Here is a 19727-nt window from a genome sequence, read left to right on the forward strand (position 1 = left end):
TTCCCTAAAGGGTCATCCCTCACATGCAGAATATGAAGCTCAGCGAGCTTAAGGCCAAAACGCCAGCCGAACTGTTGGTATTTGCCGAAGAACATGAGGTCGAAAACGCCTCGACCATGCGCAAACAGGAATTGATGTTTGCGATCCTCAAGGAACTTGCGGACAAGGATGTCGACATCACCGGCGAAGGTGTGGTCGAGGTTTTGCCGGACGGGTTTGGCTTTTTGCGCTCACCAGATGCCAATTATCTGCCAGGGCCGGACGATATTTACGTCAGTCCTTCCCAGATTCGGCGATTTTCGCTACGCACGGGGGATACGGTTGAGGGACAAATTCGTTCGCCTAAGGAAGGCGAACGCTATTTTGCGCTGCTTAAGGTCAATACGATAAATTTCGAAGATCCTGAGAATGTGCGTCACAAAATAAATTTTGACAATCTGACACCGCTCTATCCCGAAGAGCGGTTGAATATGGAACTGCCTGATCCAACGCTCAAGGATCGCAGTGCCCGTATTCTGGATCTGGTTGCCCCGCTTGGTAAGGGACAGCGCGCCCTGATTGTGGCGCCGCCTCGCACCGGTAAAACGGTATTGTTGCAAAATATTGCACAATCAATCGCGACCAATCATCCCGAGTGCTATCTCATCGTGTTGCTGATTGATGAACGGCCTGAGGAAGTGACCGACATGCAACGCTCGGTTAAGGGCGAAGTCATTTCATCGACGTTTGATGAACCGGCTAGCCGCCACGTCCAGGTTGCTGAAATGGTGATTGAAAAGGCCAAACGTCTTGTCGAACACAAGCGCGACGTGGTGATCCTGCTCGACTCCATTACACGTCTGGGCCGTGCTTATAATACGGTTGTGCCGTCATCGGGCAAGGTTTTGACCGGTGGTGTCGATGCCAATGCCTTGCAGCGTCCCAAGCGCTTCTTTGGCGCTGCGCGCAACATCGAAGACGGTGGATCGCTAACGATCATCTCGACGGCGCTTATCGACACAGGCAGCCGTATGGATGAAGTGATCTTTGAAGAGTTCAAGGGCACGGGCAATTCGGAAATTATCCTCGATCGTAAGGTTGCGGACAAGCGCGTATTCCCAGCTCTTGATATTACAAAGTCCGGTACACGTAAGGAAGAATTGCTGGTTGAGCCAGACATTCTCAAGAAAATGTACGTCTTGCGGCGAATTCTATCGCCAATGGGCACTATTGATGCGATGGAATTCCTAATGGATAAGATCCGTCAAACAAAGACGAACTCCGATTTCTTTGACTCAATGAATACCTGATCGAATAATGCTTATCGACGACACGATCGTAGCGTTATCTTCTGGCGCTTTACCGTCTGGCGTCGCTGTTATTCGTCTATCGGGTCCCTTGACCCGCTTTCTGGTTGAGCAACTGTGTGGTGAGGTTCCTACTCCTCGCCAGATGGCACTGCGTTCTATTGGTGCGAGAACTATCCTTGACCGTGGTCTGGTGGTGTTTTTTCAAGCACCGCACAGCTTTACCGGTGAAGATTGCGCAGAACTGCAAGTTCACGGTTCACCCGCTGGCGTGCGGGCGATCCTACGTACTCTGACTGAATTGGGCGCGCGTCTTGCAGAAGCTGGAGAATTTACCCAGCGAGCCTTCGAAAATGGCAAACTGGACCTGGTGGCTGTTGAGGGCCTCGGCGATCTGTTGAGTGCAGAAACCGAATCTCAGCGTCGACAGGCTTTGGCTCGGTTTGAAGGTGGTTTGAGCGACAAGATTGAGCGTTGGCTCGATCAGCTGCTGGACTTGCGTGCGGAAATAGAAGCACAACTCGATTTTTCGGATGAAGGCGACGTTGGTGCATTGCCAGATGACTTTGCCGAGAAGGTCCGTGCCCTTCAAATGGAGTTGATGTCGTCGCTTGATAATGTCGAACGGGGTCGCGTGGTACGGGAGGGTCTAAGGGTCGCGTTGGCGGGTCCGCCAAATGCAGGAAAATCTAGCCTGCTCAATGCGCTGGCAAATTCCGACATTGCCATTGTTACCCAGGAGGCTGGTACCACACGCGATGTTCGTGAAGTTGCCATTGATATCGACGGGCAACTTGTTGTGCTACTCGACTTGGCCGGTTTACGATCATCTGACAGTCTGGCTGAAACTGAGGGGGTCAGGCGCGCCCACGCCGAAATATTACGCGCTGATTTGGTCTTGTGGCTCGTCGCGCCAGATTGTCCGCCAGAGGCGATACCTGAGACTGACGCGCCAATTCTACGACTGGCGACCAAGTCTGACCTTGTTGTTCACGATAGACGCGAAGAAGATATTTCGGTGTCGGTGATCAGTAGCATCGGCTTAGTCGAACTTCGCGAGCGGTTGTCTAAGTTTGCCCAGACATTGGTTGGTGTCGGTGAACCGGTTCTGGTAAGCCGTGAGCGTGACAGATTGGCGTTGAGGCAAGGGTGTGAGGCCTTGACTGGCACACTGGATAGTCTGAATTCCCCCGAATTGGCGGCCGAATCGCTGCGTATCTGTTCCCAGGCTTTAGAAAGGCTCGTTGGGAAAATTGATTCAGAGCGAGTTTTGGACCGGCTGTTTTCGAGTTTTTGCATTGGCAAATGATTCACGTGAAACATTGTGCCCGGTGCAAAAAAATTGATTCACGTGAAACATTGCTCTAAATAGGCCGTTCACAGGAATTTTTCTATGACTGACTATGCTGTCATCGTTGTTGGCGGTGGCCATGCCGGATGTGAAGCTGCCGCCGCTGCGGCGCGCACGGGTGTGCCGACGGCGTTGATTACGCACAGACATGCGACAATTGGCGAGATGAGCTGTAACCCCGCCATCGGTGGTTTGGGCAAAGGTCATTTGGTCCGTGAAATCGACGCGCTTGACGGCTTGATGGGGAGAGTGGCTGACGCCGCAGGTATCCAATTCCGTGTTCTTAATCGTCGAAAAGGTCCTGCTGTTCGGGGTCCCCGGGCGCAGGCAGATCGCAAACTCTACCGGCAAGCCATGCAAACAGCTATTGCGGCTCAGCCTCATCTGGATGTCATCGAAGGCGAGGTAGACGATATTCAAGTCATCGAGGGTACGGTGACAGGGGTGGTTCTTCTGGATGGCCGCTCGTTCGCTACGCGTTCGGTTGTCCTGACTACGGGAACATTTCTGCGCGGGTTGATTCATCGTGGTGAGGAAACCACGCCGGCCGGCCGTCTCGGAGAAAAGCCAGTACTTGGGCTTTCCAGCAGACTCGAAGCGCTCGGACTACATTTGGGCAGATTGAAGACCGGTACGCCGGCTCGCCTCGATGGATCAACTATTGACTATACCGATCTTGACGAACAGGCAGGGGATAATCCGCCCGAGCCGTTCTCAGCGTTGACACGATCAATCACAACTCGGCAGATCAGCTGTTATGTGACACGAACGACTGCCGAGACACATCAAATAATAGCCGACAATATCCATCGTTCAGCGATGTATTCGGGTAGAATTCAAAGCCGTGGTCCGCGCTATTGTCCCTCGATAGAGGACAAGATTGTGCGATTTGCCGACCGTGACAGTCACCAAATATTTCTCGAGCCCGAGGGATTGGACGACCCAACCGTTTATCCGAATGGTCTTTCGACTTCGCTACCTGCAGACGTACAATTGGCATTCCTCCAGTCGATGCCGGGATTGTCCAATGTGCGGATCATTCGACCGGGATACGCCATTGAGTATGACCATGTAGATCCGCGCGAACTGCGGCACACACTTGAGTTGAAGCGCCTGCCGGGGCTCTTTCTGGCCGGCCAGATCAATGGCACGACCGGTTATGAAGAAGCGGGTGCCCAAGGACTTCTAGCCGGCGCAAATGCGGCGTTTCTTGCTATGGGCAAGCCGCCGTTGATCATGTCGCGTACACAAAGTTACCTGGGTGTGATGGTCGATGACCTCGTGACGCGTGGTGTTGCTGAGCCCTACCGCATGTTTACGTCACGTGCGGAATTTCGGCTGCATCTGCGTGCCGACAATGCTGATCAGCGTCTGACGCAGTTGGGAATTGATGTCGGGTTGGTTGGGAAAGCGCGCGGCGCAATTTTTCAGGAGAGGGCGCAGGGGCTCCGCACCGGTCGGAAAATTCTCGATGAACTGAGCGTCACGCCAAGTGTTGCCAGCAGGGCTGGACTGGCTGTAAACGCTGATGGCAAAAGGCGGACGGCTTTTGAACTACTGTCCTACCCCAATATCGACGTTGGACTGGTTAAAGAGCTATTTCCAGACATTGGTATGATTGAACCGGTTCATCTTGATCAATTGCTGGTTGATGCGCATTACGCCGTTTATCTCGATCGGCAGGCCGCCGATATTGCGGCGGTTCAGCGTGACGAGGGCCGGGTAATTCCAGATTGGGTGGACTATGCGGGTATTGGTGGGCTGTCGATTGAGCTTCGTCAGAAGTTGGCGCAATTCAAGCCGCAGACAATTGCCCAAGCGCAGTCGCTCGACGGTATGACACCGGCCGCAATTACGCTCCTTCTGGCGGTCATTCGGCGCGGTCAAATGCGGAAAACTGGTTAAGTGGCCAGTTTCGATGAGATTGATCGGGTCCTGAGCTACCTGGATAGATGTGTCAGACCGAGTGCCGATATTATTGCAGATTTGGAATCCTATTCTGCGTTGCTGCAGAAGTGGCAACGGATACAGAATCTTGTTTCACGTGAAACACTGAATTTGATTTGGTCGCGCCATTTCATTGATAGCTTGCAGGTGTTGTCGCTGCTGAAACGGTCTGACCGGTCATTTTTGGACCTCGGTAGTGGTGGTGGTTTTCCAGCGCTACCGCTGGCGATTGCCCTGAAGGGGAGTGACGCGCGGTTTGTTCTTGTGGAGCCAAATGGGCGCAAAGTCAGCTTTCTGCGAACTGTAGCGCGCGAATTGGGTTTGGCAGTGCAGGTCGACGGGCGCCGGAGCGACCAGATAGATTCACGTGAAACACCACCCATTAATGTCATTACCTCTCGGGCATTGGCACCGCTGCCGCAGCTAAACGCAATGATTGCGCCGTTTTTTGGCCCCAGTACGCGCGCAATCCTGCATAAAGGCAGGGAACATGTTGAAGAATTAGCAGAAGCTGGTGCGCAATGGCATTTTAACGTGCTATTAACCAAAAGCGACACTGCTGAAGACAGTGTCTTGATCGAACTTAGCGATTTGCGCTCGATCTAGCTCGTTGCGGTAACAGTTTTGGAGGCCGACTTGGCTCCGCGTATTTTGACACTTGCCAATCAAAAAGGTGGCGTAGGTAAGACCACCACAGCAATAAATCTTGCAACCGCCCTAGCGGCGATTGGCGAACGCGTTCTAATTGTGGACCTGGACCCGCAAGGCAATGCATCGACCGGACTGGGAATTTCGCGCGTCGATCGAGAAATATCCGCCTACGATTTGTTGTTGGGTGAAACACGCGTCGCCGAAGCCGCGGTAATGACCAGTGTTCCAAATGTCGCCATCATTCCGTCCACTATGGACCTGTTGGGTGTTGAGTTGACCATCGCCAGCCAAGCGGATCGAGCGTTCAAACTTCGTAATGCGTTCAAGGCGGTGGATGAATTAACAATCAATGATAAACCCGTCAGCTATGTCCTAATTGATTGCCCGCCATCGCTAAACCTGTTGACTGTGAACTCTCTGGTGGCTGCTGATGCCGTGTTGGTACCGCTTCAATGTGAGTTCTTTGCCCTGGAGGGGTTGAGCCAGCTGCTGCAGACCATTGAACAGATACGCTCAACATTGAACCCGCGACTGTCGATCCAGGGTGTCGTCATGACGATGTTCGACAAGCGCAACAATTTGTCCGAACAGGTATTGCAGGACGTTCGGCAGGAAATGGGTGATCTGGTCTACGATACGGTCATACCCCGTAACGTCAGGTTGAGCGAAGCGCCGTCATATGGAAAGCCTGCGCTGCTTTATGACCTGAAGTGTGCAGGCAGTCAGGCATACCTGCGACTGGCGACTGAGGTAATTCGCCGTGAGCGGCATTTGGCGGCGGCGTGAGGACATGGAAATGAATGAAAAACCTTCTCGTTTGGGACGTGGTCTGGCCGCTCTGATTGGCGATATGGCGACGATGGACGGTCAGCGCATTGCCGAGAGCGGCAGCGGCGTCAAACGGTTGCCCGTTGAGTTCATCACAGCAAGTCGCGCCAATCCGCGCCGCAGTTTCGATGACGATCAGCTAGAAGAGTTGACCAACTCGATCCGCGAAAAGGGTGTGATGCAGCCATTGTTGGTGCGTCCCAGTGAGGATCCCAATATATTCGAGATCATCGCTGGCGAGCGCCGCTGGCGTGCGGCACAGCGGGCTGGATTGCACGATGTGCCGGTTATTGTTCGCGAGGTGGACGACAAGGAAGCGCTCGAACTGGCGATAATCGAGAACGTTCAGCGCGCCGATCTTAACCCGTTGGAAGAAGCAATGGGGTATGGGCAGCTGATTGAGCAGTTCGATTATACCCAGCAGGATTTGGCCCAGGTTATTGGCAAGAGCCGCTCGCATGTTGCTAACACCATGCGTCTATTGCGCCTGCCAGAAGATGTGCGTGAAATGGTTTCGAGCGGCGCTCTTACGGCAGGGCATGCGCGTACATTGATTACGGCTGAAGATCCCGGCACGCTGGCGCGGCAGATCGTTGGAAGCGGTCTGTCTGTGAGGGAGGCTGAAGCACTTAGTCAGCAGCGTGAGGCGGCGCCAAAAGAAAACCTGCAGCGGTCGAGCGGGACGCTGACACGGTGGCGCTGGAGCGGCGATTGGCCGATGCGCTTGGTCTGTCAGTTTCGCTGTCGCATGGCGAGTCGGGGGGCAAGGTTGAAATTCGATATAAAACGCTCGAACAGTTGGACGGCATTTGCGCGAGACTAACCGGCCAATAGTCCGTAATTGACCTAACGTTTCAAGTGAAACGTTAGGTCACCGCGTCGCCGCCATCATGCAGAGCGCCAAAAAAGTGCGCTGCACGATTGATTCGGACAGCACCGGTTGGCGACGGCTGTCGCGGGTCGCCTGTTGCAATCTCTCGTTGACGGCGGCCAGCGCAGTGTCCGACCAGAGGCGGAGTTGCTGTTCGACCAATGCAGTTCTGGAAAAATGTGGTTTGGGCCGAGCGCTGGCCAAAACCTCTCGAATTGATTTTCCGCTATCAACTGCGGTACGCCACTGGCGCAACTGCGCGAAGTGCAGGCTCGCAGATCGAAGGAGGCGTTGCGCCTCGACGCCAGAATTCAAGGCCCGTCCCAGCGATATCTCGAGTTTTTCGGGATGGCCGGTACCCATCGCGTCAATGATGGCATCGACTATTGTCGCGCCATTGTCTGCACAGAGCTCCAGCACCTGCTCTGCCGTCAATTGTTTGCTATCGGCAGCATAAAGTGTCAGCTTTTCCAACTCGCGTCGCGTAATTTCGCGATCATTTCCGAGATTCTCGCGCAAAATCTGAACAACTTCAGGGTCAATCCTAATGTTGTGCTGAGCAAATGTTTCGCGAAACAATGTATTCAGCGTCTCGTCGCTGTCCGCGTAACAAGGCAGGGCGAGTGCCGTAGACTGGGCCTCAACAAGGGCGCGCAAGGCATCCTTCGGCGTCAAATTTCCGGCTTCGATAAGAATTTTGGTATCCCCAAGTTCGCCAATGATTTCTTTAAGGGTAGTAACCAGGGATTTGCTGGTTCCGCGAACGCGAATGATGCGCTTCTCACCAAAAAGAGAAACAGTTTTGACTTCGACGGCAAGGAGCGCGGGATCGGCGTCAATTTCGCCACCATCCAGGGTAACGACACTGCCTGCCTCATCGCCAGCACCGGCAAAGGTAGTGGCCAGTATCCTTATTGTTTCCCGAACCAGTCCGGCGTCTGGACCATAAGCGAGGAAAATCCCCGCGTCGGCGCGGGGGCGTGCTAAGAATCGTGCAACTTCGTGGGCTTTGAGGGCACCCATTAGCGCCGCGACAGGCTCGCGAGGACCGCGAGACGAAGCGACTCGGCAACGGCTTTGGCGGCTCGTTCTCGCGCCTCAATCTGGGCCTCGGTATCGGCCAGAACCTGGCTATTAGAATTGAACTGCGCCGTTGCGGCGCGGGTAAATGTGAGTGGCTCGCTTTCAGAGCCGTCGCGCGCCTCGATATTCAAGGTCGCAGTTACCGTTACCTCATAAACGCGATAGGGATTAACGGTTTGAGATATTGAACGTGCGCGCACGGAACTGTTGGCGACCACTTTTGCCAATGGCGCCGTCAACACATCAGAGGCGCCGAGCCGAAGTGCCAGCTGCTGATTGATTATTTGTTCCATACGGTTATCGGGTTTGGCATAGGCGAGCGGTATGTTGGGCCGCTCGGCTAATTTGCCACTGTAGACCGGGGCAAAGGTGCATCCGGCCAATGCTGGCACAGCGAGTAGAACGGCGATCAAAAGGCCAGATTTGATCAATTGTTTAGATGACAACATTGACGATCCTGTCGGGCACGATAACCAGTTTCTTGGGGGCCTTACCTTCAAGCATGCGCACAATTACATCCAGTGACAAGACCTGCTGTTCCAGATCCGCTCTGGGCGTGCCGCGCGCGACATTCAATTCGCCGCGGCGCTTGCCGTTGATCTGAACTGGAATGATGATTTCGTCATCAATGAGCAGGCTGGGGTCCACCTCGGGCCACGGTGCATCTGCGACCAAACCCTGGTGGCCCAACGCGGCCCAGCACGTCTCTGCCAGATGCGGCATCATTGGGGCAATGACTTGAACTAGCCGTGATACGCCATCATGCAGCGCGTCGAGGCGGCTTTCAGGGGCAGCGGCCATAACGCCAGCTGCCCGCACCAGCGCGTTGGTTAGCTCATATACCTGCGCCACGGCACGATTGAAGCGCAAACCTTCAATCTCGTCAGAGATAGCGTGCACGGCGCGATGCGTGGTTTTCCGCAGTACAACCGCCTCTTTGTCGTCTTTTTTAACAACAATATCTTTAGACTGTTCATTCAACGCAGCAGTTTCGCCAACCAACCGCCAAACGCGTTGCTGGAACCGACTGGCGCCTTCAACGCCGGCTTCAGTCCATTGGACATCGCGCTCGGGCGGGGAGTCTGAAAGCATGAACCAGCGGGCTGTATCGGCACCATAGGTGGCAACGATTTCGTCGGGATCGACAACATTCTTCTTGGATTTGCTCATTTTTTCGATTGAGCCAATCGTTAGCGGGGCATCCGTCCCGAGGCGTTTGGCGGTGCGCTTTTCGCCGTGGACCTCAATCAAAACTTCGGTTGGCAGCACCCAATCACCAGCGGCGGACTTGTAGGTCTCGTGGGTCACCATGCCCTGGGTAAAAAGGCCCTTGAAAGGCTCGGCGACAGCAACATGGCCGGTTTTCTGCATCGCTCGGGTGAAGAACCGCGAGTAGAGCAAATGCAGGATCGCGTGTTCAACGCCACCGATATATTGATCAACTGGCAGCCAGGCGCTGGCGGCTTTTGGGTCGGTCGGGGTCGTTGCTTGCGGCGCTGTAAAGCGTGCGAAATACCAGGAACTGTCAACAAAGGTGTCCATGGTGTCGGTTTCACGGCGCGCCGCGCCACCGCACTGGTGACAGGTTGTATTTTTCCATGTCGGATGGTGGTCGAGGGCGTTGCCAGGCTGATCGAAGCTGACATCCTCTGGCAAGATAACCGGCAGGTCCTTTTTGGGCACTGGCTGGGTGCCACAAACTTCGCAGTGAATTACCGGGATAGGGCAACCCCAATAGCGCTGGCGCGAAATGCCCCAATCGCGCAGGCGGAAATTGATCTCGACCGTGCCTTGCGGTCTGCCATCAACGGTGCGTTCGGCGAAGAACGCCGTGGCGGCTCTTTTTGCGTCTTCAATGGACAGGCCATCGAGAAATTCGGAATTGAAAATGGTACCGGCTTCGTCATAGGCCTCGTTGGCAATGACAAAGCCTGCGGCGTCCGCTCCGGGCGGCAAGACGACCGGGTTTACTTCAAGATCATATTTGCGGGCAAAATCCAGATCGCGTTGATCGTGCGCGGGGCAGCCGAAAACGGCGCCGGTGCCATAATCCATCAGCACGAAATTGGCGACATAAACGGGTAGAGTGGCACCCTCGATAACGGGATGCTTGACAGTCAAATGAGTCAAATACCCGCGTTTTTCGGCCTTCTCCAGGGCTTCTGTCGAGGTTCCGAGGCTGTGACATTCGTCGACGAACGTGGCAAGAGCCGGATCGGTGGCGGCCAATTGACCGGTCAATGGATGATCAGGGGAGAGGGCAAGAAACGACGCGCCGAAAATGGTATCGGGGCGGGTGGTGAAAACATCAATGCTGGTCGCGCCAGTCTCTGAGCCTTGCGCAATTTCAAACAACAATCGCAGTCCCTCGGACTTACCGATCCAGTTGCGCTGCATCAGTCGAACTTTTTCGGGCCATTGCTCCAGCCCGTCGAGTCCGGCAAGCAGTTCATCGGCATAATCGCTGATCTTGAAAAACCACTGGGTCAATTCGCGCTGCTCGACCGGGGCGCCTGAGCGCCAGCCCTTGCCATCGATCACCTGCTCGTTGGCCAGAACGGTCATGTCGACCGGATCCCAATTGACCTTGGACTTCTTGCGGGTAATCAGCCCTGCAGCGAGAAAATCAATGAACAGTGCCTGCTGGTGCTGATAATAGTCGGGCTCGCAAGTGGCAATCTCCCGGGTCCAGTCAATCGAGAGGCCCATGGATTTGAGCTGTTCGCGCATCGAAGCGATATTTTGTCGGGTCCAGGGGCCCGGATTCTGCTTGCGCTCGATCGCCGCATTTTCGGCAGGCAGGCCAAAAGCGTCCCAACCCATTGGATGCAAGACGTTTTTGCCCTGGGCACGATGGTATCGTGCCAGAACGTCGCCCATGGCGTAATTGCGCACGTGGCCCATATGGATGCGGCCGGAGGGGTAGGGAAACATTTCAAGCACATAGTAACGTTCACGCGGGTCGTCGTTGCGCGCAATAAATGACTGGTTCTGATTCCAGACATTTTGCCAATGGGGTTCCATTTCACGCGGGTTGTAGCGTTCGGCGCTCACAGTGCTATCCTTGTGGTCGTATCGTAAGAGGGCAGTCGGGCGAGGTCGGCCACCGTGCTTGCTTGCCTTTTACGGGGAATTTGGTTACCGGACCATCATCAGAAAACCCCTTTGAGGTCAACAGGAACAGGGTAAAAGCGTGGATCAGGCCAAAGATGGAGCCGCTGAACGTTTGGCTGAAGTTCGCAAGGCGATGATGCGGGCGAAAAAGCGATTCGACACGTCCGCCGCGCCTTGCTCGTTGATTGCCGTCTCAAAAACCGTTCCCGGATCGTCCCTGGAGCCGTATCTGGATGCCGGGCAGCGTGTTTTTGGCGAAAACCGGGTGCAGGAGGCTGCCGAAAAATGGCCGGCCCTGCGCACGCAATATCGCGATATAGAGCTTCACCTGATAGGGCCGCTGCAAACCAACAAGGTGCGCGACGCTGTGGTGCTGTTTGATTGCATCCAGACCGTGGATCGCGACAAGCTGGCGGCGAGCCTGCGGGCCGAAATGGATCGCGCAGGGCGGTCGCTCAAATTTTTTGTGCAGGTAAATATTGGCGGCGAGGCACAAAAACATGGCATCGCACCGACCGAGGTTGTTGATTTTGTTGGCCGCTGCCGCACAGAACATCGGCTCGATATCGTTGGTCTGATGTGCATTCCACCTGATGGCCTACCGCCCGGACCCTACTTTGCCAGCCTTGTCGGTTTGGCGCGACAGGCAAACGTTGACGAATTATCGATGGGGATGAGCGGAGACTTTGAAACAGCTATCTCCATGGGTGCAACCCATGTTCGCGTCGGGTCGGCGCTTTTCGGCGCGCGGGCACCGCTTGGCTGACTGCCCGACGACTTCGATTTGCCGCATTGTTTCCCATGCCCGATATGCAACTTTCAGGGCGCCCAACCCGTTGCTGATCCTATAACGCCGTTGTGATGAGGTAGCCCAATACCCCTCGTCATAATGATAGTGTTGTATCTGCCTATCTGACCTGCCCCGGAGAACACAATGAACAAGCGCCGCATTCTATTGGTTGATGACGACGCGGAGCTGCGCCAGACGTTGGTGGAGCAATTGGCTCAAACCCAGGAATTCGAGATCAGCGAAGCCGGCACGGCCACCGAGGCCCTGGCTGCTGTGCGTGAGCAGAATTTTGATCTGATGATACTGGATGTCGGCCTGCCGGACATGGACGGGCGTGAAACGGTCATATTGCTGCGTGATGCAGAATTTCGCAGCCCGATCCTGATGTTGACTGGTCATGATAGCGAGGCCGACCAGATCAGGGGGCTGGATTCAGGCGCCAATGACTATCTGACCAAGCCGTTTCGTTTCCCGATTCTCCTGGCGCGAATCAATGCGGCATTGCGCCAGCATGATCAGAGCGAGGATGTGGTTTTCACCATCGGCCAATATGCGTTTCAGCCTGCGGCCAAACTGCTCGAAACCAATGAGGGGGGCAAGGTTCGGCTAACGGACAAGGAAACCTCGATCCTCAAATTCCTCTATCGGCAGGGGCCCAAGACGATTTCGCGTGATATTTTGCTCAAGGAAGTCTGGGGCTACAACAACCGGGTCACCACCCACACGCTTGAAACCCACATCTACCGGTTGCGCCAGAAAATTGAGCGCGATCCATCGCACGCGCGCCTTCTGGTCACCGAAGAAGGTGGATATCGGCTGGTACCTTAAGGTTTTATAAAGTTTTTGGTTCAGTCGATCCTAAGAAATGCCCTATAGGTTGAGGGCGCGCCACATTAGTGGCGGGCTCGGGTAAGTGTGGGGCGGGATGCGATTAGACGATGCGGCGGTGATACTGGCCAGCGCCGATTTCTTTGATATATGCGATGAGGAGCAGAAGCGTTTGCTGGCATTTTCCAGCGAACAGCGCCTCTTTGCGCCCGATGAAATGATATACCGGGCGGGTGAAGTGCCGCTTGGCGCCCATATTCTGATTTCGGGTACGCTCAAGATCCAGCCCGAGGGTAAGGGCAAACCTTCGGCAATCAGCACCCCCGGCAGTGTCGTTTCCACCATTGCGCTCATTCTGTCGAAGTCACGACCGATTTCTATTACCGCCGTGGTCGAGTGTCAGACCCTTTTTGTACCGCGCGCTTCTTTTCTGAAGCTGTGTCGACAGTCGCCCGATCTGGCTGAGCGGGCCGCAGATCGCATTCAACAGGATCTGGCGGCCTATCTCGGTGCTTTGGAACCGGTCGGCGCCAAGATGAAACGCTAGGTTGCCGCGGGCGCGAAGCGCACGATCACCGGAACATGGTCAGAAGGTTTTGCTGTCCAACCGCGGGCATCGCGAATGATTTCGGCGCCCTGGCTGACCTCTGCGATATTGCGGGTTGACCAGATGTGATCGAGCCGACGGCCGCGATCTGAAGCCTGCCAGTCGGCGCTGCGATAGCTCCACCATGAGTATAGCTTCTGGTCGTGTGGAATGTGTTTGCGGACCAAATCAGTCCAGCCACAACCATTGACCAGCAGGGCATCCAGGGTTTGGGTTTCGATCGGGGTATGGCTGACCACTTTGAGCAGCTGCTTGTGCCCCCAAACGTCGTTTGCGTGCGGCGCAATGTTGAAATCCCCGGCAATCAGATGCTCGCCGACAAAGGCGGGATCGGCGAACCAGTCACCCAATTCGCTCAAAAACCCCAGCTTATGCCTGAATTTTGGGTTGATCTCGGGATCAGGCTCGTCGCCACCCGCCGGAATATAGAAATTATGCACCGTCAGGGGGCCATGGCCAAAATCGAGTTGGGCTGAGACGTGGCGAGAGTCGGGGACTTCGCAAAACATGCGGCTCGAAACATCGCGCAGCGGCAGTTTAGAGATGGTGGCGACGCCGTGATAGCTTTTTTGGCCGTGTACTGCCTGATGCGGATAGCCGGCTTTGGCGAAGGCCGCCGCCGGAAACTGGTCATTGGTGCATTTGATCTCCTGAAGCATCAGCACATCGGGCTGATATTTTTCCAGGAAGTCGAGCACCATGGGCAGGCGCAGGCGAACGGAATTAATGTTCCAGGTGGCAAAGGAGACAGACATTAAAAGACCTTGAGAAATTGAGGGCTCTTTATGGCTGAGGCAGGTGGAGCGGTAAACCCCGCCGGGCGGGGTTTACCGCGCGTCTAGCGAGAGGACGGGTCGAGGGCGGTGTAAGTGGCGTCGATATAGAAAAAGGATTTTGGAATTTCGACGTCTTGCTGGACATCAAAGAGCGAAAAAGTCAGCTCAGACCCGCTGGGCTCAACCAGACTCCACTGCGTCAGATCCTTGGTGTTTTTGTCAAAAATCAGCGAGACCTGTACCGTTCCCGCTACAGTATCGTCGGTAATGGTGATGGTCAAATAGGCGTCGCTGGTGGTCACATCGATGATGTTGGAGCGGGTAAAATCAATCTGGTCGCCGAGGAACTGGCGTAGCGGGATCGTATCCTGGGGATAGGCGTAGTAGGTTTTGTCACGCCGATTCATGACGTAAAAACCCCGCCCGACCGAAACGATTTCCTCGCGACTGGGCGGATTGTAGCGGAAGCGAATTTTGTCGGGGCGCTGCAGATAAAAAGTGCCTTCGGTGCGCCCGCCCTGGGAATCAATCTGCAGGAAGCGCCCAACCATAGTGCGGATCGCTGAATTGTGGGTGCCGATGTCGGCAATCATTTGCTGCTCGTCGGGAGTGAGCGCCCGATCAAGTGCCCAGCTGGATGTGGCCGTGGCAAACAGGGCGGTCAGTCCCAGAAAAAGGGCTTCGCGGCGAATCATGGCTTTTGGTCCCGATCTTGAGTGGTTGCGCCTTTTAGCGAGCAATTACGGCAACAGCTGGAACGCACTATCCAAAATTAATTCGCTAGGCAGCGGTTGCGCGCAAAGTTTCGTTACTGGTCACCACCGACGAGAATTTCGCGTTTTCCGGCGTGGTTGGCCTGAGAGATAACGCCTTCCTGCTCCATTCGTTCGATCAGCGTTGCGGCCTTGTTGTAGCCAATGGCCAGGCGGCGCTGGATATAGCTGGTCGATGCCTTGCGATCCTGCAGGACGATATTGACCGCCTTGTCATATAGCTCGTCGCCGGAACCGGCATAATCGTCGCCGGGCATCGGGCCGTACTCATCTTCCTCGGTGATTGATTCAAGATAGTCGGGCTGGCCCTGTGCCTTGAGGTGGTTGACCACGGCTTCCACTTCGCTATCGGCCACAAACGGCCCATGCAGACGCTTGGTGCGCCCGCCGCCCGCCATATAGAGCATGTCACCGTTGCCCAGCAGTTGCTCGGCACCCTGTTCGCCCAGAATAGTGCGCGAATCGATCTTCGAGGTCACCTGGAAGGACACGCGGGTTGGGAAGTTGGCCTTGATGGTGCCGGTGATAACGTCGACCGAAGGCCGCTGTGTAGCCGTGACCATATGGATACCGGCCGCACGTGCCATCTGCGCCAGACGCTGGATGGCCCCTTCGATGTCTTTGCCTGCGACCATCATCAGATCGGCCATTTCGTCGACGATGACCACGATATAGGGGAGTGGCTCGAGGTTGAACTCCTCGCTTTCGAAGATCGCCTCACCGGTTTCCTTGTCAAAGCCGGTCTGGACGGTGCGGGTGATGACCTTGCCTTCCTTGGCAGCTTCAGAAACACGCTGATTGAAGCCATCGATGTTGCGCACGCCGATCTTGCTCATCTTGCGATAGCGATCTTCCATCTCACGTACCGCCCATTTGAGCGCCACCACGGCCTTGGACGGATCGGTAACGACCGGGGTCAGCAAGTGCGGAATGCCATCATAGATTGAGAGTTCGAGCATTTTGGGATCGATCATGATCAGGCGACACTGCTCGGGCGTCATCTGGTAGAGTAGCGACAGGATCATGGTGTTGATGCCAACTGATTTACCCGAACCAGTTGTACCGGCGATCAACAGATGCGGCATGCGGGCGAGATCGGCAATCACCGGTTCGCCGCCAATGGTTTTGCCAAGACAAATGGGCAGTTTGCCCTTCATCTTCTCAAAATCGCTGGAGGCCAGCATTTCGCGCAGATAAACGGTTTCGCGGTTCTGGTTGGGCAATTCGATGCCGATGGCATTGCGCCCCGGCACCACCGCAACGCGGGCGGAAATGGCGCTCATTGAGCGGGCAATATCGTCGGCCAGTGAAATGACGCGACTGGACTTGATGCCTGGTGCTGGCTCCAGTTCATAAAGGGTAACGACAGGGCCGGGGCGCACATTGATGATGTCACCCTTGACGCCGAAATCCTCGAGTACTCCTTCGAGACGTCGCGCCATTTCTTCGAGATGTTCGGGGCGATGCTCGTGCGAGACGCTGCGCGGTTTGGGTTCGGACAGAAGCGCCAGCGACGGCAATTCGAATCCGGCTGGCTCGTCAAGAAGCGATCCCTGCGCTTCGCGGGCGATCCGATTGCCCTGCACCGGGCGCGGGGCGGGCGCTGCAATGCGGGGGGCATTGGCACGGGCTGCACCGGGGTTGAAGCGCGAATCGCCGCGTTGCTGGTGATTGACCGGCGCTGGCGCCGGATCGGCAGCAAACGGGATGTCGTCGTAGTCGGGCTCGTCGGGATAATCGAGCGCGGTATCATCAAAATCGGCTGGTCGCGGTGCCACGGCGGGCTCTGCTGGCGTTGCGTGAATGCGGCGTGGTGCGGCAACCACGTTGGGGGCGTTCGTGCCATCCAGATTTGGCTCGATCTCATCATCGCGCCATGGTGCTGCGTCCTCGGCCCGCTTTTTCTGATGCCGGTCCTTGGCCCGGCGGAATGCAGTGCGTAGGGAAAAGCCCAGATGCACCAACGCGCCAATGGTTACGTCTACGATAGGGTTGGTTTCAGGTTCATCGCTGTCGCCTTCATCCAAGCTGTCGGATCCGCGCTTGGCAGGCATGCCAGATTTTTCAGCATGAGGGGCGGCGGTGCCTAGCCCGAGGGCCAGCCAGAAAAGCGCCAGTGTGGGCACGGCAATGATGATGGCAAACAGGGCCATGGTAATGGGTTGGGGATTGCCGCCCGCAATCATGGTGGCAAGGTTGGTAAAGCCTGATCCGATCAATCCCCCCAGGCCGGTTGGCAACGGCCAGGTTGCCGGCATGGCGGTAAAGGACAGAACGCCAGCCGCCAATAGGGCGGATGCCACCCAGGCAAACAGGCGCAGTCCCATGGCGCTGGGCGCGTGACGCCGCACCAAAGCCCAACCCCAGACGGCGGGTGGCACCAGCAACGCCAGGCTTGCCAGTCCAAAAATCTGGAACAACAGGTCAGCAGTTGCGGCGCCGGCAAACCCCAGCCAGTTGCTGGCCGGTTTGGCGGTGGCGTAGGAAAAGCTGGGGTCGTCAACCGACCAGGACGCCAGAGCCACCAGGCACAGACTGACCAGCGCCAGCATAATCAGGCCGACCAGCCGCAAGGGTATGCGGATGGCTATGGCATGGTTGGCTGCCGGTTTTTTTGCTGCCGCTGGACGGCGGCCGCGGGCAGGGGTGGTACGCACTTCATCAAGCACGGGCGTGGGATGTGTCGGCATGGATGGCAACAAATCTTTGGCAGGGGCGTCGGGGATCGACAGCCCAATTTGGCATCATGCTAGAAGGGCTAAGTTAATCTGGTGCTAACCATCGGGCATTGGTCGGCAAAAAGGCCCGCCAGTTTGCTGGCAGGCCTTTGCAGATTGGTGGTGGGGTGCAGCCCATGCTGTTTGCGAGTGGGAAGCCTCTGTGGCGGGCCAAGAGGAACACGAGCTGCACGCGACCACCAATCGGTGGTAGGTGCCGGGCAGCAGCGCATCCGCCGCCCGGCCAGAGGATCAGTTGTAAGCGCGTTCGCCGTGGGTCGCGAGGTCCAGACCATCGCTCTCGGCGCTTTCGGTAACCCGCAGGCCACCGAAGATGGCCTTGACGATCATCAGGGCAACAAAGGCAACTACACCGGACCAGACCACGGCAATGGCAACTGCTGTCAGCTGGATCATGAACTGGCCGCCCATGGAATAGCCATCCAGTGCATAGCCACCCAGCGAGGGGCTGGCCACAATGGCCGTGCCGAGTGCGCCGACGATGCCGCCGATGCCATGAATGCCGAAGACGTCGAGGCTATCGTCATATTTCAGCATTGGCTTGAGGTTGACCACGGCCCAGAAACAGACGAGCGAGGCAACAGCACCCAAAACGATCGCCCCGAAGGTGCCGGAGAAACCGGCGGCGGGGGTTATGGCGACAAGGCCTGCCACAGCACCAGAAACCGCACCCAGTGCTGATGCATGGCCACGGCTGAGTCTTTCGGCGAGTGCCCAGGCCAGACCAGCAGCAGCAGGAGCTGTGATGGTATTGAGGAAGGCTTGAGCTGTCAGACCATTGGCTTCCAGGTTCGATCCGGCGTTAAAGCCGAACCAGCCAACCCACAACAGGCAAGCGCCGATATAGGTGAAGGTCAGATTGTGCGGGGCGATGGGTTCCTTGAGGAAGCCGACGCGGGGGCCAAGCACGATGGCAGCGACCAGGGCGGCGATACCGGAGTTGATGTGCACGACCGTGCCACCGGCAAAATCATAGGCGCCCAGATTGAACAGCAGACCCGGGCCGGACCAGACCATGTGGGCAACCGGAACGTAGGAAAAGGTGAACCAGATGGCCAGGAAGGCCATCAGGGCGCCGAATTTCATGCGTTCGGCAATGGCACCCACAATCAGCGTGCCGGTAATGGCGGCAAAGGTCAGCTGGAAAATGACAAACACCAGTTCTGGCAATTCAAAACCGGCCGAGAAGGTCGCGGCGGTGCTGTCAGGCGTGACGCCGATGAGGAAGAACTTGGAAAAATCACCAACAAAGGCGGAAAGACCACCCTCGGTTGGCCCGGCAAATGCCAGCGAATAGCCGTAAGCGACCCAGAGCAGGGCCAGCATGGCAAAACCGGCAAAGACCTGGGTCAAAACCGAAAGGATGTTTTTGGCCCGCACGAGGCCGCCGTAGAAAAGGGCAAGGCCGGGAATGGTCATCAAAATGACCAGAGCAGTACAAACCAACATCCAGGCGGTGTCGCCCTTGTCGATTACCGGCACGACCGCGGCCGCGGCCTCGGCCACCGGCGCTGCTGCTTCCTGAGCCAGGGCGGGCAGCGCCAGCACCAGCGTTGCGAGCAGACCCCCACCCAATATTGTTGACGTTTTCAAACCTGTCATTTCTTTTTCTCCGATTGGGTAGGCGCCTAAAGCGCGGCGGCGCCGGTCTCGCCGGTGCGGATGCGGGTTACGGCTTCAAGATCAAGGACGAATATCTTGCCGTCGCCGATACGCCCGGTTTGGGCGCTATCACGGATGGCGGTGGCGACGGCATCGCTGACGGCATCGTCAACGGCAATTTCAATCTTGAGCTTGGGCAGGAAGTGCACGGCGTATTCTGTGCCGCGGTAGATTTCGGAATGCCCCTTCTGGCGGCCATAACCCTTGACCTCGGTAACGGTCATGCCGTGGATATCGAGGGAATTGAGTGCCTGGCGGACCTCTTCGAGGCGTGATGGCTTGATAATCGCTATCACCAGTTTCATGTTTGCCCCTTCGCGACTGTGCGCTGTTCACTGTGGATGGCTTCCTAGACTCAAAAGGCGTGCCAACTGTGCACCACCAGAATTTCGTTATTTAAAACAATATGTTACATTGTGGCC

16 protein-coding genes and 1 pseudogene are annotated in these 19727 nt (G+C 56.2%); 9 read left to right on the forward strand and 8 right to left on the reverse strand.

Going from position 1 to position 19727, the window contains the following annotated elements; translation table 11 throughout:
- The first annotated feature begins 23 nt into the window (after positions 1-23).
- The 6 genes and pseudogenes from rho to PSQ90_RS08200 all read left to right on the forward strand — a co-directional run bounded on the left by rho (position 24) and on the right by PSQ90_RS08200 (position 6897).
- Positions 24-1289, forward strand: a complete 1266-nt coding sequence (rho, locus tag PSQ90_RS08175) for a transcription termination factor Rho (protein ID WP_282212895.1) — start codon at positions 24-26, stop codon at positions 1287-1289.
- A gap of 7 nt (positions 1290-1296) precedes the next feature.
- Positions 1297-2595, forward strand: coding sequence for a tRNA uridine-5-carboxymethylaminomethyl(34) synthesis GTPase MnmE (gene mnmE, locus PSQ90_RS08180; protein ID WP_282212896.1), 1299 nt, complete (start codon positions 1297-1299; stop codon positions 2593-2595).
- 84 nt (positions 2596-2679) lie between these two features.
- Positions 2680-4542: a tRNA uridine-5-carboxymethylaminomethyl(34) synthesis enzyme MnmG gene (mnmG, locus tag PSQ90_RS08185; RefSeq protein ID WP_282212897.1), complete on the forward strand. Its 1863-nt coding sequence runs from the start codon at positions 2680-2682 to the stop codon at positions 4540-4542.
- Entirely contained in the window at positions 4543-5190 is a 648-nt protein-coding gene (gene rsmG, locus PSQ90_RS08190) for a 16S rRNA (guanine(527)-N(7))-methyltransferase RsmG (protein ID WP_282212898.1), read from the forward strand. It begins immediately after the preceding gene.
- Between the two features lie 30 nt (positions 5191-5220).
- Positions 5221-6021: a ParA family protein gene (locus PSQ90_RS08195; protein ID WP_282212899.1), complete on the forward strand. Its 801-nt coding sequence runs from the start codon at positions 5221-5223 to the stop codon at positions 6019-6021.
- A 10-nt stretch (positions 6022-6031) separates the two neighbouring features.
- Positions 6032-6897 (forward strand): annotated as a pseudogene (locus PSQ90_RS08200) (ParB/RepB/Spo0J family partition protein).
- 37 nt (positions 6898-6934) lie between these two features.
- On the opposite strand, the gene holA reads toward PSQ90_RS08200, so the two are convergent.
- The 3 genes from holA to leuS are packed head-to-tail and all read right to left on the reverse strand — an operon-like array spanning position 6935 to position 11071.
- Complete coding sequence (gene holA, locus PSQ90_RS08205; protein WP_282212900.1) at positions 6935-7957, reverse strand: DNA polymerase III subunit delta; 1023 nt, start codon at positions 7955-7957, stop codon at positions 6935-6937.
- Positions 7957-8466 (reverse strand): hypothetical protein, encoded by a 510-nt coding sequence (locus PSQ90_RS08210; protein WP_282212901.1) that lies wholly within the window; start codon positions 8464-8466, stop codon positions 7957-7959. Before PSQ90_RS08210 ends, holA begins: the two co-directional genes overlap by 1 nt.
- Positions 8453-11071, reverse strand: a complete 2619-nt coding sequence (gene leuS, locus PSQ90_RS08215; RefSeq protein WP_282212902.1) for a leucine--tRNA ligase — start codon at positions 11069-11071, stop codon at positions 8453-8455. The genes PSQ90_RS08210 and leuS overlap by 14 nt, the downstream gene beginning before the upstream one ends.
- Before the next feature lie 139 nt (positions 11072-11210).
- On the opposite strand from leuS, the gene PSQ90_RS08220 reads away from it, so the two are divergent.
- The 3 genes from PSQ90_RS08220 (at position 11211) to PSQ90_RS08230 (ending at position 13296) form a co-directional block, all read left to right on the forward strand.
- Positions 11211-11897, forward strand: coding sequence for a YggS family pyridoxal phosphate-dependent enzyme (locus tag PSQ90_RS08220; protein WP_282212903.1), 687 nt, complete (start codon positions 11211-11213; stop codon positions 11895-11897).
- Between the two features lie 168 nt (positions 11898-12065).
- Positions 12066-12749, forward strand: a complete 684-nt coding sequence (locus PSQ90_RS08225; RefSeq protein ID WP_282212904.1) for a response regulator transcription factor — start codon at positions 12066-12068, stop codon at positions 12747-12749.
- A gap of 97 nt (positions 12750-12846) precedes the next feature.
- Positions 12847-13296 carry a Crp/Fnr family transcriptional regulator gene (locus tag PSQ90_RS08230; protein WP_282212905.1) on the forward strand — a complete coding sequence of 150 codons (450 nt, stop codon included), beginning with the start codon at positions 12847-12849 and terminating at the stop codon, positions 13294-13296.
- On the opposite strand, the gene PSQ90_RS08235 is transcribed toward PSQ90_RS08230, so the two are convergent.
- The 5 genes from PSQ90_RS08235 to PSQ90_RS08255 all read right to left on the reverse strand — a co-directional run bounded on the left by PSQ90_RS08235 (position 13293) and on the right by PSQ90_RS08255 (position 19610).
- On the reverse strand, positions 13293-14111 hold the full coding sequence (locus tag PSQ90_RS08235; protein ID WP_282212906.1) for an exodeoxyribonuclease III: 819 nt from the start codon (positions 14109-14111) through the stop codon (positions 13293-13295). The genes PSQ90_RS08230 and PSQ90_RS08235 overlap by 4 nt on opposite strands.
- 83 nt (positions 14112-14194) lie before the next feature.
- Positions 14195-14827, reverse strand: a complete 633-nt coding sequence (locus PSQ90_RS08240) for a LolA family protein (RefSeq protein WP_282212907.1) — start codon at positions 14825-14827, stop codon at positions 14195-14197.
- A gap of 113 nt (positions 14828-14940) precedes the next feature.
- Entirely contained in the window at positions 14941-17595 is a 2655-nt protein-coding gene (locus tag PSQ90_RS08245; protein WP_282212908.1) for a DNA translocase FtsK, read from the reverse strand.
- A 279-nt stretch (positions 17596-17874) separates the two neighbouring features.
- Positions 17875-19245, reverse strand: coding sequence for an ammonium transporter (locus PSQ90_RS08250; RefSeq protein WP_282212909.1), 1371 nt, complete (start codon positions 19243-19245; stop codon positions 17875-17877).
- A gap of 26 nt (positions 19246-19271) precedes the next feature.
- The gene (locus tag PSQ90_RS08255; protein ID WP_282212910.1) at positions 19272-19610 is read right to left on the reverse strand and encodes a P-II family nitrogen regulator; all 339 of its coding nucleotides are present in this window, start codon (positions 19608-19610) and stop codon (positions 19272-19274) included.
- Between the last annotated feature and the right edge of the window lie 117 nt (positions 19611-19727).

Origin of the sequence: Devosia rhodophyticola, assembly GCF_028816475.1 — a bacterium.
Taxonomy (GTDB): Bacteria; Pseudomonadota; Alphaproteobacteria; order Rhizobiales; family Devosiaceae; genus Devosia; species Devosia rhodophyticola.

Excerpts from the sequence above, each read along its gene's own strand:
- rho (WP_282212895.1), top strand. The coding sequence starts at position 24 with ATGCAGAATATGAAGCTCAGCGAGCTTAAGGCCAAAACGCCAGCCGAA.
- mnmE (WP_282212896.1), top strand. The coding sequence starts at position 1,297 with ATGCTTATCGACGACACGATCGTAGCGTTATCTTCTGGCGCTTTACCG.
- mnmG (WP_282212897.1), top strand. The coding sequence starts at position 2,680 with ATGACTGACTATGCTGTCATCGTTGTTGGCGGTGGCCATGCCGGATGT.
- holA (WP_282212900.1), bottom strand. The coding sequence starts at position 7,957 with ATGGGTGCCCTCAAAGCCCACGAAGTTGCACGATTCTTAGCACGCCCC.
- PSQ90_RS08210 (WP_282212901.1), bottom strand. The coding sequence starts at position 8,466 with ATGTTGTCATCTAAACAATTGATCAAATCTGGCCTTTTGATCGCCGTT.
- PSQ90_RS08225 (WP_282212904.1), top strand. The coding sequence starts at position 12,066 with ATGAACAAGCGCCGCATTCTATTGGTTGATGACGACGCGGAGCTGCGC.
- PSQ90_RS08230 (WP_282212905.1), top strand. The coding sequence starts at position 12,847 with ATGCGATTAGACGATGCGGCGGTGATACTGGCCAGCGCCGATTTCTTT.
- PSQ90_RS08235 (WP_282212906.1), bottom strand. The coding sequence starts at position 14,111 with ATGTCTGTCTCCTTTGCCACCTGGAACATTAATTCCGTTCGCCTGCGC.
- PSQ90_RS08240 (WP_282212907.1), bottom strand. The coding sequence starts at position 14,827 with ATGATTCGCCGCGAAGCCCTTTTTCTGGGACTGACCGCCCTGTTTGCC.
- PSQ90_RS08245 (WP_282212908.1), bottom strand. The coding sequence starts at position 17,595 with ATGCCGACACATCCCACGCCCGTGCTTGATGAAGTGCGTACCACCCCT.
- PSQ90_RS08250 (WP_282212909.1), bottom strand. The coding sequence starts at position 19,245 with ATGACAGGTTTGAAAACGTCAACAATATTGGGTGGGGGTCTGCTCGCA.
- PSQ90_RS08255 (WP_282212910.1), bottom strand. The coding sequence starts at position 19,610 with ATGAAACTGGTGATAGCGATTATCAAGCCATCACGCCTCGAAGAGGTC.